We start from the raw sequence: 16064 nt of genomic DNA on the forward strand, positions 1-16064 counted from the left end.
GCATCCGCCGCCGCCACGGCCGCCCGCCGTCGGGCCCCGCTGCCGGAGCCGGTGCCGGCCCGGCAGATCACGGGCCGCTCGCTCATCGTCGTCGCCGTGCTGCTGGTGGCCGCCGTCCTGGTGGCGCCCACGCTGCGCGCGTTCCTGAACCAGCAGCTGGAGATCTCGGCCGCGCGCGAGGAGATCGCCACCATGCAGGCCCAGCGTGAGGACTACGAACGGCGGATCCAGCTGTGGGACGATCCCGCCTACGTGACCCAGCAGGCGCGCGAGCGCCTCGAGCTGGTCATGCCGGGGGAGACCCTGTACTCCGTGACGGGACGACCCTCCGAGACCGAGACCGAGACCGAGACCGACACCGAGGCCGAGGACACGCCCGCCGCCGGCGCGGACGAGGTCGTCAACACCCGCCTGCCGTGGGCCGAGGGCCTGTGGGACTCGGCCGTCCGCGCCGGGCTCGAGTGAACCCCGCGTCCCGCCCCCCTGAGGACACCATGACCGTCAGCCCCCGCCCCGCCCAGGACCGCACCGTCACCGAGAAGGACCTGGACACCCTGTCCCGCCAGCTCGGCCGCCCGGTCCGGGACGTCGTGGAGATCGGCGCCCGCTGCGTGTGCGGCAACCCCCTCGTGGCCACCACCGCGCCGCGCCTCTCCAACGGCATCCCGTTCCCCACGACCTTCTACCTGACGCACCCCGTGCTGACGGCGGCGGTCTCGCGCGTGGAGGCGGACGGGGAGATGGCGCGCATGAACGACCGCCTCGCCCAGGACCCCGCGCTCGCGGCCGCGCACCGCGCGGCGCACGAGGCCTACATCGCCGAGCGGGACCGGGTCGGGGCCGAGGCCGGCACGGGGCCCGTCCCGGAGATCGCCGGGGTCTCGGCCGGCGGCATGCCCGAGCGCGTGAAGTGCCTGCACGCCCTCGTGGGCCACGCGCTCGCGGCCGGGCCGGGGGTGAACCCGCTCGGGGACGAGGCGATCGCCCTGGTGGCCCCGTGGTGGACGCCCGAGGTCTGCGCGTGCGAGGGCGCGTGGGACGAGGCCGCGGCGGTGCCCACGAAGGACCTCTCCCGGCACGTGAAGCACCTCGAGCGCGTCGCCGCGCTGAAGGAGGTGACGGTGGCCGGCGTGGACTGCGGCACGAACTCCATCCGCCTGCTGATCTCCCGGCCGGCCGGGACGGACGAGACCACCGGCGCCGGGGCCGACCCGGCGGCGCCGCTGGCCGACGTCGTGCGCGAGATGCGCGTGGTGCGCCTGGGCGAGGGCGTGGACGCCACCGGCGCGTTCTCCGACGCCGCGCTGGAGCGCACCTTCGCGGCGGTCGACGAGTACGCCCGCCTGGTCCAGCGCCACCACGCCGGCCGGGTCCGGTTCGTGGCCACCTCCGCCAGCCGGGACGTCTCCAACCGGGCCGCGTTCGTCGACGGCGTCCGGGAGCGGCTCGGCGTCGAGCCGGAGGTCGTCTCGGGCGCCGAGGAGGCCGGCCTGTCCTTCGCGGGCGCCGTCTCCGCCGTCGAGACCGCGGACCTGGGCCCGGAGGACCTCGTGCTCGTCGTGGACCTCGGCGGCGGCTCCACCGAGCTGGTCGTCGGCACGCCCGCGGGCGAGGTCGTGGGCGCGGTCAGCCTGGACATGGGCTGCGTGCGGTTCACCGAGCGTCATCTGCGCTCCGACCCCCCGACGTCGGATGAGGTCACCGCGGCCCGCGCAGACGCGCTCCGTCTCCTCGACGACGCCGCCGCCCGCCTGCCGCTGGAACGCGTGGCGCGCGTGGTCGGCGTGGCCGGCTCGGTGACCACCGTGACCGCCGAGGCCCTCGGGCTCAGCACGTACGAGCCCGAGGCCATCCACGGTGCGCGCCTGCCGATCGCCGAGTTCCGCGCGGCGGCGGAGGGCCTCGTGGCGGCGACCCGGGCCGAACGCGCCGAGCGGGGGTTCATGCACCCGGGACGGGTGGACGTGATCGGCGCGGGCGCGCTGCTGTGGAGCACCGTCCTGGAGCGGGTGGCCGAGGTCGCGGGCGTCACCGAGGCCTGGGCGAGCGAGCACGACATCCTGGACGGGATCGTGCTCTCGCTGCGGTCCTGACCACGGCGGCAGAAGATGGAGGGGCCGGGCCCGTGCGTGCGTAGACTGGCGGTATGTCTCTCACTCCTGAACTGTCTCCCAAGCCGCGCCTGCTGATCGTCGGCGGCGGCTACGCCGGTTTCCAGCTCGCGAAGGAGCTGCAGACCAAGGTCAAGGACCGCGGCGGCGTCGTGACCGTCGTGGACCCGCTGCCGTACATGACGTACCAGCCGTTCCTGCCCGAGGTCGTCGGCGGCCACATCGAGGGGCGCAACGTCGTCGTGGACCACGCCACCCATCTCAAGGACGCCGAGGTGCTGCGCGGCACCGTCGTGAAGGTGGAGCACGCCCGCCGCGTGGCCACCGTGCGCGGCGAGGACGGCCACGAGTTCGAGCTGCCCTACCAGGACATCGCCATGACCGCCGGCGCCACCACCCGCGTCTTCCCGATCAAGGGCCTGGGCGAGCACGGCATCGGTCTGAAGACCGTGGAGGAGGCCGTGGCGCTGCGCAACCAGATCCTGGAGCGTCTGGACGCCGCCTCCCTCATGGTGGACGCCGAGGCCCGTCGTCGCGCCCTGACCTTCGTGGTGGTCGGCGGCGGCTTCGCCGGCATCGAGACCGTGGGCGAGATGGAGCACCTCATCCGCACCGCCGTCGCCCGTGACCCGCGCCTGTCCCAGTCCGAGGTCCGCATCGTGCTCGTCGAGGCGATGGGCCGCATCATGCCCGAGGTCGGCGAGGACCAGGCCGTCGGCGTGGTGGAGCACCTGAAGGACCGCGGCATCGAGGTCCTGCTCAACACCTCGCTGGGCGACGCCACGGACGGGATCATGACCCTCGTAGACATGAAGGACAAGTCCGAGAAGGAGAAGTTCGGGGCCGACACCCTCGTGTGGACCGCGGGCGTGGCCGCCAACGCCGTGGCCAAGCAGACCGACTTCCCGGTCGAGGAGCGTGGCCGCATCGAGGTCACCCCCACCCTCCAGGTCAAGGACGGAGAGAACGGCGTGCTCGAGGGCGCCTGGGGCTGCGGCGACGTCTGCGCCGTCCCGGACCTGACCGGCGCGGGCCCCGGCGGGTTCTGCGTCCCGAACGCCCAGCACGCCGGCCGTCAGGCCAAGCAGCTGGCCGCCAACTACATGGCCGTCCGCCACGGCGAGGGCGAGGTGCAGGAGTACGTGCACAAGTCGCTCGGCGCCGTCGCCGGCCTGGGCTTCTTCAAGGGCGTCGGCAACCCGCTCGGCGTGAAGATCTCCGGCCCCGCCGCCTTCCTGGCGCACCGCGGCTACCACGCCTACGCGATGCCCACCCTGGACCGGCGCTTCCGCATCCTGTCCGGCTGGGTCGCCGAGACCCTGTTCGGCCGTGACTCCACCTCGGTGGCGGGCCTGGACACCCCGTTCAACCCGTTCCGCCGCGCCGCGGGCGTCGAGCTCGAGCCCGGCCGCTTCGAGCGGCAGCGGGCCCTCGAGTCCTCGAAGGGCTGATCCCGCAGCCAGCGGGCCGCCGGCCCCGTCCGAGCGCATCGGGCGGGGCCGGCATCGTCCGCACCCGGGCCCGCGTCCACGGGCCCGCCACGCCCCCGTGGCCCAACTGGCAGAGGCGGCCGACTTAAAATCGGCGTGTTGCGGGTTCGAGTCCCGCCGGGGGCACCACGCGTCTCCCCGCGCGCCTCGCTTCTGCGCCCACCGTGAACAGCCGGTGAACCGGCGCGGATCCACGCTCCGACCCCGCGCGCGGACACAGACCTCCCGATAGGATCGTGCTGAACCCCGGGGCACGAGCGCTGCTCACTGCGGCGGCGTGCGACCGGGCCGACTCGACCCGAAGGAGTGAGCCGTGGCGAATCCGGTCATGAACTCTCAGAACTTCCAGCAGCAGATGCAGGGCGGCGGACAGGCGCAGCCCGGTTGGTACCAGGGCGGGCAGCAGTCCGCGCAGTCCCCGTACGGCCAGCAGCAGAGCCCGTACGGCCAGGCCCAGGCGTTCGGCGCCGGCCAGGCGGCCCAGCAGTACGCGCACCAGCAGTCCATGGAGGACGCCTTCCGCGCGCCCTCCGCCGGCCCGGAGCAGACCGGCCGGATGACCTTCAACGACGTCGTCGGCAAGACCGGCCTGATGCTCGTGCTCGTCGTGGTGGCGGGCGCCGTGGGCTGGTTCTCGCCGGGCCTGATGATCATCGGCGCGATCGCCGGCCTCGTGCTGGGCCTGGTCAACGCGTTCAAGCGCGAGCCCTCGCCCGTGCTGATCATGGCCTACGCCGTGGCGCAGGGCCTGTTCCTGGGCGGCATCTCGGCGTTCTTCGAGGGCGCCTACCCGGGCATCGTGGTGCAGGCCGTGCTCGGCACCTTCTCCGTGTTCGCGGTGATGCTGGCGCTCTACACCTCGGGCAAGTTCCGCCCGACCCCGCGCATGACGAAGATCGTCATGGGCGCCATGATCGGCTACCTCGTCTTCATGCTCGTCAACCTGGTCCTCACCTGGACCGGCATCGGCAACATGCGTGAGGGCGGCCTGGGCCTGATCATCGGCGCGATCGCCGTGCTGCTCGCCGCGTACTCGCTGACGATGGACTTCGAGATGGCCGCCGTGGGCGTGAAGAACGGCGCCCCGCAGAAGTACTCCTGGTCCGTGGCCTTCGGCCTGACCGTGACCCTGATCTGGCTGTACATCGAGATCCTGCGCATCGTCGCCATCCTGCGCGGCAACGACTGACCGGCGCCCCGTCCCCGCACGGAGACCCGCACCGCCGCCCCGGTCCTGCACAGGGCCGGGGCGGTCTGCGTCCGCGAGGGCGTAGATTGAGGGGGTCCCTCGCCGCCACTCAGGAGGTCCCGTGACCGAGACCAGCGACCTGCCCGCCTTCGGGGCTCCGGACGCCACCGGCACCCAGCACCGCCTGCACCGCGGGTCCGCGGAGGCCGTCGTCGTCGGCCTGGCCGGTGCCCTGCGCAGGTACCGCGTGGGCGGCGTGGACCTGACCGAGCCGTACGGCCAGGACGTGGTCCCGCCCGCCGCCAACGGCATCCAGATGAGCCCCTGGCCGAACCGCGTCGCCGGCGCCCGCTGGATCCTGGACGGCGTCGAGCAGCGCCTGGACGTCACCGAACCCGCGCGCGGCCACGCCAGCCACGGCCTGCTGCGCAACACCCACTTCGTCACCGAGACGTTCTCCGCCCACGCGGTGACCCTGCGCGGTGAGATCCACCCCCAGCACGGCTGGCCGTTCCGGCTCACCCACCGCGTCACGTACGAGCTCGAGGCGGACGGCGGCCTCGCCGTCACCGCCGAGGTGCAGAACCACACGGACGCCACCGTGCCCGTGGCGGTCGGCGCCCACCCGTTCCTGCGGATCGGGGACGTCCCGACGGCGGAGCTGAGCCTGCGCGTGCCCGCGGACGCCTGGATCCGCACGGGGGAGGACCTCATCCCCGTGGAGACCCTGCCGGTGGACGGCACGGACCTGGACTTCCGCCGCGGCCGGGCCGTGGGCGAGGACGCCCTGGACGTGTGCCTCACCGGCCTGACCCCGGACGCCGACGGCCGCCACCGCCAGACCCTGCTCGCCGCGGACGGCCGGGCCGTGACCCTGTGGTCCGACCACGCGTTCGCCTACACCCACGTCTTCGTCACGGACCGGCTGCCCGGCCGGGACACGGCGCTCGCGGTGGAGCCGCTCACCGCTCCCGCGGACGCCCTGAACTCGGGGGAGGGCCTGCACCGGCTCGCCCCGCACGCCCGCTGGAGCGTCCAGTGGGGTCTGACCCCCCATGTCCCCGACCACCCACACGAGGAGGATCGCGCGTGAGCTCGACCCTGGCGGCCCAGACCAAGATCAACAAGGACGTGCCCTACGGGCTGACGGTGGCCGCGGCCTGGTCCTGGCGGCTGGTGGCCGTCGTCATCGGCATCGGCGTCGTGGTGTACCTGCTGGGCTTCGTGAGCCTCGTGGTGATCCCGATCCTCGTGGCCGCGCTGCTGGCCACCCTGCTGGCCCCGGTGTTCCAGGCGATGCGGCGCATCAAGGTGCCGGGCGTCGCGGCCGCCCTGCTGTGCGTGCTGCTGTTGGTCGTCGTCGTGGTGGGCCTCATGGGGCTCGCCGGTCAGCAGATCGTCCAGGGCTTCGCCCAACTGGGCGACCAGCTGGGCCAGGCCGTCGACGACGCGATCGCCTGGCTGGCCGGCGTGGGCGTGGAGATCCCCCGGTCCGGTGCCGGGCTGGAGGGCCTGTGGCAGACGCTGCGGGACAACTCCGCCACGGTCATGAACAGCGCCGTCTCGTTCGGCTCCACGGCCGTCAACATCGGTGCGGGCCTGTTCATCGCCCTGTTCTCCCTGATCTTCTTCCTCTACGACGGCGACCGCATCTGGCGCTTCCTGCTGATCTTCGTGCCGAAGGCGCACCGGGCCACCGTGGGCCGCGCGGGCCGCTCGGGCTGGCAGTCCCTCGGCTCCTACGTGCGGGTCCAGATCTTCGTGGCGTTCATCGACGCCGTCGGCATCGGCATCGGTGCCCTGATCCTCGGGGTGCCGCTGGCCATCCCGCTGGCCGTGCTCGTGTTCCTGGCCTCGTTCATCCCGATGATCGGCGCCACCCTGACCGGCGCGATGGCGGTGCTCCTGGCGCTGATGTCCAACGGCCTGGTCAACGCGCTGCTCATGCTGGGCGTGGTGCTGCTCGTGCAGCAGATCGAGTCGAACGTCCTGCAGCCGCTCGTGATGGGCAAGGCCGTCGCGCTGCACCCGCTGGCCGTGTTCCTGGCCGTCGCCGCCGGCTCCACCGTCCTCGGTCTGGCGGGCGCCGTGTTCGCCGTGCCGGTGCTGGCCTTCGTGAACAGCTTCGTCCGCGCCCTCACCGCCGACACCCCCGAGGAGCTCACGGAGCGGACGGGCCACGCCCTCGAACCGGGCGGCGCGGAGGACGAGACGGCCGGCTCCCACCGGTACCGCCCCTCGGCGCACGACGACGCCGCCCTCGCCTCCGAGGCCGACGCGGGCACCCGGCACGGGGACGACGCCTGATGGGCGCGGCGCAGGCCACGGACACCCCGGACCGGACCGTCCCGACGCCGTCGCCCCGGTGGGTGCGGCCCGCCGGCGGCCCGCCGGCCCCGACGGCGCTGCCCGTCACCCTCGGGGAGATCGAGCGGGCGCGCGAGACGCTGCGCGGGATCGCCGAGCTCTCCCCGCTGCAGCACTCCCGGGCGCTCTCCCGGGCCGTGGGCACGGACGTGCACCTGAAGTGCGAGAACCTGCAGCGGGCCGGCTCGTTCAAGGTCCGCGGCGCCTACGTGCGGATGGCGCAGCTGAGCGAGGAGGAGCGCGGCCGCGGCGTCGTGGCCGCCTCGGCCGGCAACCACGCCCAGGGCGTCGCCCTCGCGGCCGCCAAGCTCGGCATCCGCGCCCGCATCTTCATGCCGCACGGCGTCGCCCTGCCCAAGCTGCAGGCCACCCGGGACCACGGCGCCGAGGTCGTCCTGCACGGCTCCACCGTGGACGAGTCCCTCGCCGAGGCGCAGCGGTGGGCCACGGAGACCGGTGCCGTGTTCATCCCGCCGTTCGACGACCCGGCCGTGATCGCGGGCCAGGGCACCGTCGGCCTCGAGATCCTCGACGTGCTGCCGGACGTGGACACCGTGATCATGGGCATCGGCGGCGGGGGGCTCATCGCCGGCACGGCCGTGGCCCTCAAGGAGGCCGCCCGGCGTCGTGGGCGTACGGTGCGCGTCATCGGCGTGCAGGCGGCCACCGCCGCCGCGTTCCCCGGCTCCCTCGAGGAGGGCCGCGTCCAGGTGCTGGAGAGCGTGTCCACCATCGCGGACGGCATCGCCGTCGGCAGGCCCGGGGCCCTGCCGCTGCGGATCGCCGCCGAGCTGGTGGACGCCGTCGTGACCGTCACGGACGACGAAATCGCCGCGGCCCTCGTCCACCTCCTCGAGCGCTCCAAGCTCGTGGTGGAACCGGCGGGCGCCGTCGGGGTGGCCGCCCTGCTGGCGGGCCGCACGGCGGACCTGGGCTTCGAGCTCGGCACCACCGCCGTGATCCTCTCCGGCGGGAACATCGATCCGATGCTCATGCTGAAGTCCATCCAGGCCGGACTGTCGGCCGCGGGGCGCTACATGACCGTGCGCATCCCGCTGCGGGACCGCCCGGGCGAGCTGGCCACGATCTCACGGATCATCGCGGACACGGACGCCAACGTGGTGCGCGTGGACCACACCCGCGTCGGCCCTGAGCTGTCCATGGGCGGCGTGCACATCACGATCGACATGGAGACCCGCGGCACCGAGCACTCCGCCCAGGTGCTGGAGGCGTTGCGCGCGGCCGGCTACAGCCCGGCCCCGCTGCCCTGACCGGGCCGGCTCAGGCCACGGAGCCGGCGGCGGCCGCGGTGACGGTGCCACAGGTCCCGCCCACCGCGCGGCGCACGGCCTGGACCAGGAGGTCCTCGCGCGTCAGCGTCTCGATGCGGCGGACCATCTCGCGGCGGTCGTAGCGCTCGTGGGCGCCCGGCAGGAGGCGTCGGGCGAGGTTGAGGTGCTGCAGCGCGCCGAGCAGGAGCACGTCCTCGTCGGAGGGCTCGGCCTCGTCGAGGACCACGGCGGTCAGGTGCGCCAGCAGCTCGGTGCGCGCGGTGCCCCGGGGGACGTGCCGGGTGGCCAGGAAGGCCTTGCGCTCGGTGAGGCGGCCGGTCTCGGTCAGATGGGCGACGACGGCCTTGCGCAGATCCGGCTTGCCGGCCGCCACAGTGGACACGAGCGGTCGGCCGGCCAGGGCGTCGACCTGTCCGAGGGAGGAGTCCAGGACGGGGTCGCCGGTGGTGCCGGCCGCGGTCACGAGCACGCGGGCCCGGTCCACGGGGACGTCCTCGAGGGTCACGATCCCGGCGGAGCGGTGGTCGGCCAGCGCGGCGGCCGCAAGGGCCACGCGGTGGTGGGAGGGGCTCTCGGAGAGCCCGTCCTCGCGGGTGAGCAGCAGGTGCGCCTTCTCGACGGTCAGCATGGGGCCAGAGTAGCAACGGGGGCGCGGTGGGACCCGGGACGGACGACGGCCGCGGCCCCTGGAGGGGACCGCGGCCGTCGTCGGGGCCGGGGAGGGTCAGCCGGAGTAGGGCTGGACGTCCTTGATCTCGACCTTGATGTCCTTGCCGTTCGGGGCGGTGTAGGAGACCTTGTCGCCCTTCTTGGCACCGTTGATGGCCTCGCCGAGCGGGGAGCGCTCGGAGTAGACCTCGAGCGACTCGTCGTCCGCGGCGATCTCGCGGTTGCCGAAGAGGAACGTCATCTCGTCGCCGGCGACGACGGCGGTCACCACGGTGCCCGGGTGCACGGCGCCGTCGTTCTCGGCGGCCTCGCCGACGCGGGCGGTCTCGAGCAGGTGCTTCAGCTCGGCGATGCGGCCCTCGTTCTTGGACTGCTCCTCGCGGGCGGCGTGGTAGCCGCCGTTCTCCTTGAGGTCGCCCTCATCGCGGGCGGCCTCGATGCGCTCGATGATCTCCTGGCGGCCGGGGCCGGAGATGTACTCGAGCTCCTTGGAGAGGCGGTCGTACGCCTCCTGGGTCAGCCACGGGGCGTCGGACTGGCTGGTGGTCATGCTCTGTTCCGCCTTTCTGTCTCGGGTGATGCGGAGTCCGGGGCGCGGCGCACCGTATCCGGTGCGCGATCCGCGTCCGGCGGACGCGCCCGCATGCGAAAGACCCCGCCGATCAGGAGGGCGCGCGTGACCCGAGGGCTCCGTGCGACGCCTGCCTGACTCACCGGCGGGGCGGGAATGCTCCGACGAGTCTATCCGGGCGGCGTGCGTCACACCAAAGGCGGCCGCTACGCCGAGGGCGGAGCGGGCCGGGAGGGCTCAGACCTTGCGGCAGGTCTCGACGACGCCGGAGTCGCCCCGCACCACGGTGCGCACGTCCACGGTGTAGCGCTGCTGCGCGTCCGAGGGGGAGTCCCGCCGGTCGGCCGGCAGGGTCTCCAGGCGGACGGTGCGGAAGCCGACGGGGGCGGCGTGGGAGTCGGTGACGAGCACATCGCACTCGGCCTGCACGCCCTCCGGGACGGAGGCCTGGAAGGTGACGGTCGCGTGGCCGTCGTCCTCGATGGTGAAGCCGACGTCCTTGTACTCGATGGCGCCCACGGACATGTTCAGGCCGATCCACACGGACAGCAGCACGGCCACGACCAGCCCGAGCCCGCCGAGGCCCGCCCACAGCCGACGACGGCCCGGACGCGTGTGGTCCGTGCCGTACCGGTTGGCTAATGTGGGGTCCTGCGCGCGGACCGCGGGGGCGTGGTGAGACATCCCCTCCACCCTAGCCGCTGCCCGCCGCCGGAGGCCGATGACGACGTCGGCCTGGACCCCTCACGCCGCCGCCCCCGCGGCGGCTCCGCCATCCGGACAGGAGTGTGCGATCCCCGTGACCGATCAGACCCCCCAGGCCCAGCCCGCCGCAGGCACCGCCCTGCCGCCCTCCACCGGGCTGCGTCTCATGGCGGTGCACGCCCACCCGGACGACGAGTCCTCGAAGGGGGCCGGCACGATGGCCGCCTACGCGGCGGCCGGGGCCGAGGTCATGGTCGTCACGTGCACGGGCGGCGAGGCCGGCACCCTGCTCAACCCGTCGTTCGGGGACACCACCCGGGCGGACCGGGACATCGCGGCCGTGCGCCGCGAGGAGATGGCCGAGGCCGCGCGCATCCTCGGCATCCGGCACGCCTGGCTCGGCTTCCTCGACTCGGGCCTGCCCGAGGGGGATCCGCTGCCCGCCCTCCCGGCGAACTGCTTCGCCGAGGTCCCGCTCCAGGATGCGGCGACCCCGTTGATCTCGCTCGTGCGCCGGTTCCGCCCGCACGTGCTCATCTCCTACGACGAGGTCGGCGGCTACCCGCACCCGGACCACCTGCAGGCCCACGCCGTGACGATGGAGGCCTACCGGGCCGCGGGCCTCGCGGACGAGTACCCCGAGGCCGGGCCCGCGTGGGAGGTCTCGAAGGTCTACTACGACTGCGGCTTCAACCCGCGGAAGTTCCGCACGATGGCCGCGGTGGCCGAGGCCGACGGCGAGGACGTGCCGTTCGCCCGACGCCTGATGATGTTCGACGCGATGGACGCGATGCGCGAGGTGCTGCGCCGCCGCGAAGCCGGGGAGGACGTGCCCGACCCGGAGGTCATCCCGCCGTGGGTCACCGCGGACCACGACGTCACCACCCAGGTGGACGTCACCGGCTTCCTCGACGAGCGCGACGCCGCCCTGCGGGCGCACCGCACGCAGATCGACCCCGACGGCATGTTCTTCGACGCCCCCCACGACCTGCAGCGGCGCGCCTGGCCGTGGGAGGACTTCGCGCTGATCGACTCGCGCGTGCCCTCCGAGCTGCCGGAGCACGACCTCTTCGCCGGCCTGCGCTGAGTCGCCCCGGCTCGGGCCGTGCGGCCGGGGCCGGTAGAGTGGGGCGGCGTGACACCCCTGTCTGGCCTTCCCCTCGTCCTCACCGCGCTCGCGGCCGCGAGCCCCGCGCCGGTGCCCGCCGTCCCGGAGCCGACGCTGCGCCCCGGGCTCGAGGAGGCGGAGGTCACCCCCGGCATCGAGGGGTTCCTGTTCACCGCGCTCATGGTGGTCATGGCGATCATCGTCCTCCGCGTCATGGTCCGCTCGGTGCGCCGCGTCCAGCAGCGTTCCCCGGAGGCCGAGGCCATGCTCGTGGAGCGCCATCAGCAGCACCTGCCGGACGAGGTCCGCGCGGGCGGCGAGCACCTGGACGCGGACTCCGAGGACCGGCTGCGCCGCCTGCAGGAGAAGTACCCCGGCTACCTCCAGGAGCCGGCCCCGGAGCCCCAGGCCCCGGACACCGGACGCGACTGACCGCCGTCGGGCCCGTGCACGCCCGAGACTCGACGCCCGAGACTCGACGCCCGAACCCTTGAGGCCCGCAGACGCGCCGCTACGGCATGGACGTAGCGGCGCGTCTGCGGGCCTCGGCGCTGCCCGGCGGGGCGCAGACCCCCTTCCTCGACACGCTCAGGCGACGACGAGCACCGCCCGGTAGATGGCGACGGCGTGGCACACGAAGCCGGCCACCGTGAAGGAGTGGAACAGCTCGTGGAAGCCGAACCACTCGCGGTGGATCGTGGGGGCCTGCAGCGCGTAGAAGACCGCGCCCGTGATGTACGCGACGCCGCCGGCCACGATCAGCCACCCCGCCGCCGCATCCGCGGCGAAGAAGTCGCCCAGGTAGAGCAGCGCCGCCAGCCCGAGGGCCACGTACACCGGCGTGTAGAGCCAGCGCGGGGCATCCGTCCACAGCACCCGGAACGCGACGCCGGCCACGGCCCCCACCCACACCAGGGTGAGCAGCACGCGCGCCCGGTCCGGAGCCAGCAGGGCCAGGGAGAGCGGCGTGTAGGTGCCGGCGATGACCAGCATGATGTTCGTGTGGTCCAACCGCTTGAGGACACGGGAGACCACCTCGTTCCACTGCACCAGGTGGTACGTCGCCGAGACCGCGAACAGCAGCAGGCCCGTCACGGCGTAGACCGCGCTGGCCCACCGCAGCGTCGCGGTCGGCGCGAGCACGATGAGCACGATGCCGGCCGCGAGCGTCAGCGGCGCCATGACCGCGTGGATCCAGCCGCGCAGTCGGGGCTTGTACAGCGGATGGTCGGGGTCGCGGATGCGCTCGATGCGCCAGCGCAGGCGACGGGCGGCGTCGGTCTCGCGGAGGGGTGTCACAGGGTCCATGCCTCCATTGTCGTCGGTCGGCCCGGGGCCGGGGCACGGGATGGTCGCTGTGTGCCGCGCGCGTATCCTGGAGGCTCGCAGGACCGTCCGAGAGGGGAGCGCGCCGTGGGTCGACCCGAGGCCTTCTACCGCCTGTACGAGCGGCGGCTGACGCGCGGCCTGGACCCGGAGCGCCTGCCCCGGCACATCGGCGTGCTGGTGGACGGCAACCGTCGCTGGGCCCGCGCGTTCGGGGCGTCCACGCAGCAGGGCCACCAGGCCGGCGCCGAGCGCATCCTCGACTTCATCGGCTGGTGCGACGAGGCCGGCATCCCCGTGGTCACGCTCTACATGCTCTCCACCGAGAACCTGCGGCGTCCGGCGGAGGAGCTCGCCCCGCTCCTGGAGATCATCCAGACGACGGCGGAGCGCCTCGCCCAGCCGGCCGAGGGCCGCGCCCCCGTGTGCGTGCAGCCGGTCGGCGCGGTGGACCTGCTCCCCGAGCCCATGGCGCGACGGCTCGCCGAGGTCGCCGAGCAGACCAAGGGCCACGACGGCGTGCACGTGAACGTGGCCGTGGGCTACGGGGGCCGCCAGGAGATCCTCGACGCCGTGCGCGAGCTGCTGCGGGACGAGCACGCCCTGGGCCACAGCGCGGCGGAGGTGGCCGAGTCCGTCACCGTCGAGCAGATCGCGGACCGGCTCTACACGCGCGGCCAGCCGGACCCGGACCTGGTCATCCGCACGTCCGGGGAGCAGCGGCTCTCCGGGTTCCTGCTCTGGCAGTCCGCGTACTCGGAGTTCTACTTCTGCGAGGCCATGTGGCCCGCGTTCCGCAAGGTCGACTTCCTGCGTGCCCTGCGCGACTACGGCAGCCGTCAGCGCCGGTTCGGCACCTGACGGTCGGCGCGGCCCCACCACAGGCCCAGCAGCACCCCGACGACGGCCCCGGCCAGGTGGCCGGTCCACGAGATGCCGGGTGCCGGCAGCAGGCCGATCAGGCTCGAGCCCAGGTGCGTGAGCGCGACGAGCACGGAGACGACGACCGCCCCGATCCGCCGCACCGCGACCCCGTAGACGATCAGGAACGCGATCAGCACGTACACGATCCCGGAGGCGCCGATGTGCACGCCCGGGGTGCCGATCACCCAGGTCAGCAGGCCCGAGCCCAGCCAGGCGCAGACGAGCAGGGCCACCGGCCGGCGCGAGACCAGGGCGGCCAGCGGACCGAGGACGAGCAGCGCCGTCGTGTTGCCGATCAGGTGGGCCCAGCCGGCATGCAGCACGGGGGAGAACAGGACCCCGTCGAGGCCGTCGAGGCGCCGCGGGATCAGGCCCACGCCGGGGATGATCACCCGGCCGAGGAAGATCAGCACGAACTGCGCGACCCACATGGCCGCGATCAGCACGGCGGTGGGCGCGACGGCGCCCAGCAGGCGGCCCCCGGCGCGCTCGGCCAGGGTCGGGGCGGGGGCTGGGCCGCCCGGCAGATCGGGCAGGCCGGGGGACGGGCGGTGCATGCTCATGGGCCCTCCTGGGGACGGGGAGCGGGCGGCCGTCGGGACGTCGGCGGCGCGTCTCCAGTGTAGGGAGCGCGGGACGCCGGGGCCGTGGCGGGGCCCGGACGGACCGTCACCGCGACTTCATCCCGGGTTCACCGTGCCGGGCCCCGGCGGACGACGCCGCTTCCTAGCGTGGCCCGTGGGCGGGCCCCCGCCCGCACGGTTCACCGGCACAGGAGGCAGACATGGTGGCAGAGCTCGTGGAGCACGCGCAGACCCGGCAGGAGCCGTCGAGCCGGCCGGGCCAGGCGCGTGCTGAGGCGGGGCCGGCGGAGGCGACCGGCCTGCGGACCTACGTGGTGGACACGTCCGTGCTGCTCTCGGACCCGCGCGCCCTGCTGCACTTCGCCGAGCACGAGGTGGTCCTGCCGCTCGTGGTGGTCTCGGAGCTCGAGGCCAAGCGCGCCGACCCCGACCTCGGCTACTACGCGCGCACGGCCCTGCGCCTGCTCGACGACCTGCGCGGCCGCCACGGCGCGCTGGACCAGCCCGTGCCGATCACCCCCGAGGGCGGCACGCTGCGGATCGAACTGAACCACGTGTCCGTGGACGTGCTGCCCCTGGGCATCCGCGGCACGGACAACGACTCCCGCATCCTCGCCGTCGCGAAGGCGCTCGCGGACGAGGGCGCCACGGTCACGGTCGTGTCCAAGGACCTGCCGATGCGCGTGAAGGCGGCGGCCATGGGCCTCGCCGCGGACGAGTACCGCCACGAGCTCGTGCGTGACTCGGGCTGGCGCGGCACCGTCTCCCTCAGCGTGGCGCAGGAGCGGCTGGACGCCCTCTACGACGACGGCGAGGTCGACCTGGCCGGCGTCCCGCTGGGGACCCTGACCGGCACGGGCGTCGAGACCGGGCCGGAGGAGGCCCCGGCCGAGGCGGACCGCCTGCCGGTCAACACGGGGCTGGTGCTCACCGCGCCCCGGGGCTCCGCCCTGGCCCGGGTCGGCGAGGGCGGCCGAGCCTGCCTGGTGCGCGGGGACCGCGACGTGTTCGGCCTGCATGGCCGCTCCGCCGAGCAGCGGCTGGCCATCGAGCTGCTGACGGATCCGAGCGTGGGCATCGTCTCCCTTGGCGGCCGCGCGGGCACCGGCAAGTCCGCGCTGGCGCTGTGCGCGGGCCTCGACGCCGTGATGGAGCGCCGCGAGCACCGCAGGGTGGTCGTGTTCCGCCCGCTGTACGCCGTCGGCGGCCAGGACCTCGGCTACCTGCCCGGCTCCGAGGGCGACAAGATGGGCCCGTGGGCGCAGGCCGTGTTCGACACCCTGGGTGCGCTGGTCTCCCCGTCCGTGGTGGACGAGGTGGTGGACCGCGGGATGCTGGAGATCCTGCCGCTGACGCACATCCGCGGCCGCTCGCTGCACGATGCGTGGGTGATCGTGGACGAGGCGCAGTCGCTCGAGCGGAACGTGCTGCTCACGGTGCTGAGCCGGATGGGCCGCAACTCGAAGGTCGTGCTGACCCACGACGTCGCCCAGCGGGACAACCTGCGCGTGGGCCGGCACGACGGCATCGCGGCCGTGGTGGAGCGCCTCAAGGGCCACCCGCTGTTCGGACACGTGACGCTGACCCGTTCCGAGCGCTCCCCGATCGCCGCGCTGGTCACGGACCTGCTGGAGGAGGGCCGAGCCTGAGCCGGGCATGAAAAAGGGGCCGCTGCCGAAGCAGCGGCCCCCGGCGGGGGTGCTCGGCCCCGCGGAGGGGGGGGATGGG

16 protein-coding genes and 1 tRNA gene are annotated in these 16064 nt (G+C 73.9%); 12 read left to right on the plus strand and 5 right to left on the minus strand.

The genetic code is table 11. The features are described 5' to 3' along the window. From J1M37_RS10305 to ilvA, 8 genes are all read left to right on the plus strand, one after another. A partial coding sequence (locus J1M37_RS10305; RefSeq protein ID WP_241251022.1) for an FtsB family cell division protein occupies positions 1 to 465 on the plus strand: 465 nt, incomplete at its 5' end. A 29-nt stretch (positions 466 to 494) separates the two neighbouring features. Then, positions 495 to 2093 carry a DUF501 domain-containing protein gene (locus tag J1M37_RS11745; RefSeq protein ID WP_095353414.1) on the plus strand — a complete coding sequence of 533 codons (1599 nt, stop codon included), beginning with the start codon at positions 495 to 497 and terminating at the stop codon, positions 2091 to 2093. A 53-nt stretch (positions 2094 to 2146) separates the two neighbouring features. Then, positions 2147 to 3562 carry an NAD(P)/FAD-dependent oxidoreductase gene (locus J1M37_RS10315; RefSeq protein ID WP_049147430.1) on the plus strand — a complete coding sequence of 472 codons (1416 nt, stop codon included), beginning with the start codon at positions 2147 to 2149 and terminating at the stop codon, positions 3560 to 3562. 91 nt (positions 3563 to 3653) lie between these two features. Further along, positions 3654 to 3730: transfer RNA gene (locus J1M37_RS10320), tRNA-Leu, on the plus strand. 184 nt (positions 3731 to 3914) lie between these two features. Continuing rightward, entirely contained in the window at positions 3915 to 4790 is an 876-nt protein-coding gene (locus J1M37_RS10325) for a Bax inhibitor-1/YccA family protein (protein ID WP_036384970.1), read from the plus strand. 121 nt (positions 4791 to 4911) lie between these two features. Beyond that, positions 4912 to 5883, plus strand: a complete 972-nt coding sequence (locus J1M37_RS10330) for an aldose epimerase family protein (protein ID WP_049147429.1) — start codon at positions 4912 to 4914, stop codon at positions 5881 to 5883. Next, positions 5880 to 7097 (plus strand): AI-2E family transporter, encoded by a 1218-nt coding sequence (locus J1M37_RS10335; RefSeq protein ID WP_036339978.1) that lies wholly within the window; start codon positions 5880 to 5882, stop codon positions 7095 to 7097. The genes J1M37_RS10330 and J1M37_RS10335 overlap by 4 nt, the downstream gene beginning before the upstream one ends. Then, positions 7097 to 8428: a threonine ammonia-lyase gene (gene ilvA / locus J1M37_RS10340; RefSeq protein ID WP_206452574.1), complete on the plus strand. Its 1332-nt coding sequence runs from the start codon at positions 7097 to 7099 to the stop codon at positions 8426 to 8428. Before J1M37_RS10335 ends, ilvA begins: the two co-directional genes overlap by 1 nt. A gap of 10 nt (positions 8429 to 8438) precedes the next feature. Here the strand turns inward: ilvA and J1M37_RS10345 are convergent, their stop codons facing one another. The 3 genes from J1M37_RS10345 to J1M37_RS10355 form a co-directional block, all read right to left on the minus strand. Next, positions 8439 to 9077 (minus strand): GPP34 family phosphoprotein, encoded by a 639-nt coding sequence (locus J1M37_RS10345; protein ID WP_002856532.1) that lies wholly within the window; start codon positions 9075 to 9077, stop codon positions 8439 to 8441. A 96-nt stretch (positions 9078 to 9173) separates the two neighbouring features. Then, positions 9174 to 9668: a transcription elongation factor GreA gene (gene greA / locus J1M37_RS10350; protein ID WP_073115954.1), complete on the minus strand. Its 495-nt coding sequence runs from the start codon at positions 9666 to 9668 to the stop codon at positions 9174 to 9176. A 258-nt stretch (positions 9669 to 9926) separates the two neighbouring features. Continuing rightward, positions 9927 to 10373: a DUF4307 domain-containing protein gene (locus tag J1M37_RS10355; protein ID WP_002856530.1), complete on the minus strand. Its 447-nt coding sequence runs from the start codon at positions 10371 to 10373 to the stop codon at positions 9927 to 9929. Between the two features lie 115 nt (positions 10374 to 10488). Between J1M37_RS10355 and mca the strand changes: the two genes are divergently transcribed. Together mca and J1M37_RS10365 are read left to right on the plus strand one after the other, a co-directional pair. Next, complete coding sequence (mca, locus tag J1M37_RS10360; protein WP_078025760.1) at positions 10489 to 11481, plus strand: mycothiol conjugate amidase Mca; 993 nt, start codon at positions 10489 to 10491, stop codon at positions 11479 to 11481. 48 nt (positions 11482 to 11529) lie between these two features. Continuing rightward, a complete protein-coding gene (locus tag J1M37_RS10365) occupies positions 11530 to 11934 on the plus strand; it encodes a hypothetical protein (RefSeq protein WP_036384966.1) in 405 nt (134 codons plus the stop codon). A gap of 156 nt (positions 11935 to 12090) precedes the next feature. On the opposite strand, the gene trhA is transcribed toward J1M37_RS10365, so the two are convergent. Next, entirely contained in the window at positions 12091 to 12810 is a 720-nt protein-coding gene (trhA, locus tag J1M37_RS10370) for a PAQR family membrane homeostasis protein TrhA (RefSeq protein ID WP_206452575.1), read from the minus strand. Positions 12811 to 12915: 105 nt separating this feature from the next. Here trhA and J1M37_RS10375 point away from each other — a divergent pair, with 105 nt between their 5' ends. Then, entirely contained in the window at positions 12916 to 13689 is a 774-nt protein-coding gene (locus tag J1M37_RS10375; RefSeq protein WP_041105013.1) for an isoprenyl transferase, read from the plus strand. Here J1M37_RS10375 and J1M37_RS10380 read toward each other — a convergent pair. After that, positions 13668 to 14315: a rhomboid family intramembrane serine protease gene (locus J1M37_RS10380; RefSeq protein WP_206452576.1), complete on the minus strand. Its 648-nt coding sequence runs from the start codon at positions 14313 to 14315 to the stop codon at positions 13668 to 13670. The genes J1M37_RS10375 and J1M37_RS10380 overlap by 22 nt on opposite strands. 221 nt (positions 14316 to 14536) lie before the next feature. Between J1M37_RS10380 and J1M37_RS10385 the strand changes: the two genes are divergently transcribed. Beyond that, a complete protein-coding gene (locus J1M37_RS10385; RefSeq protein WP_060973864.1) occupies positions 14537 to 15985 on the plus strand; it encodes a PhoH family protein in 1449 nt (482 codons plus the stop codon). Positions 15986 to 16064: the final 79 nt, after the last annotated feature.

Source organism: Micrococcus sp. KRD012, assembly GCF_017168555.1.
GTDB lineage: Bacteria > Actinomycetota > Actinomycetes > Actinomycetales > Micrococcaceae > Micrococcus > Micrococcus luteus.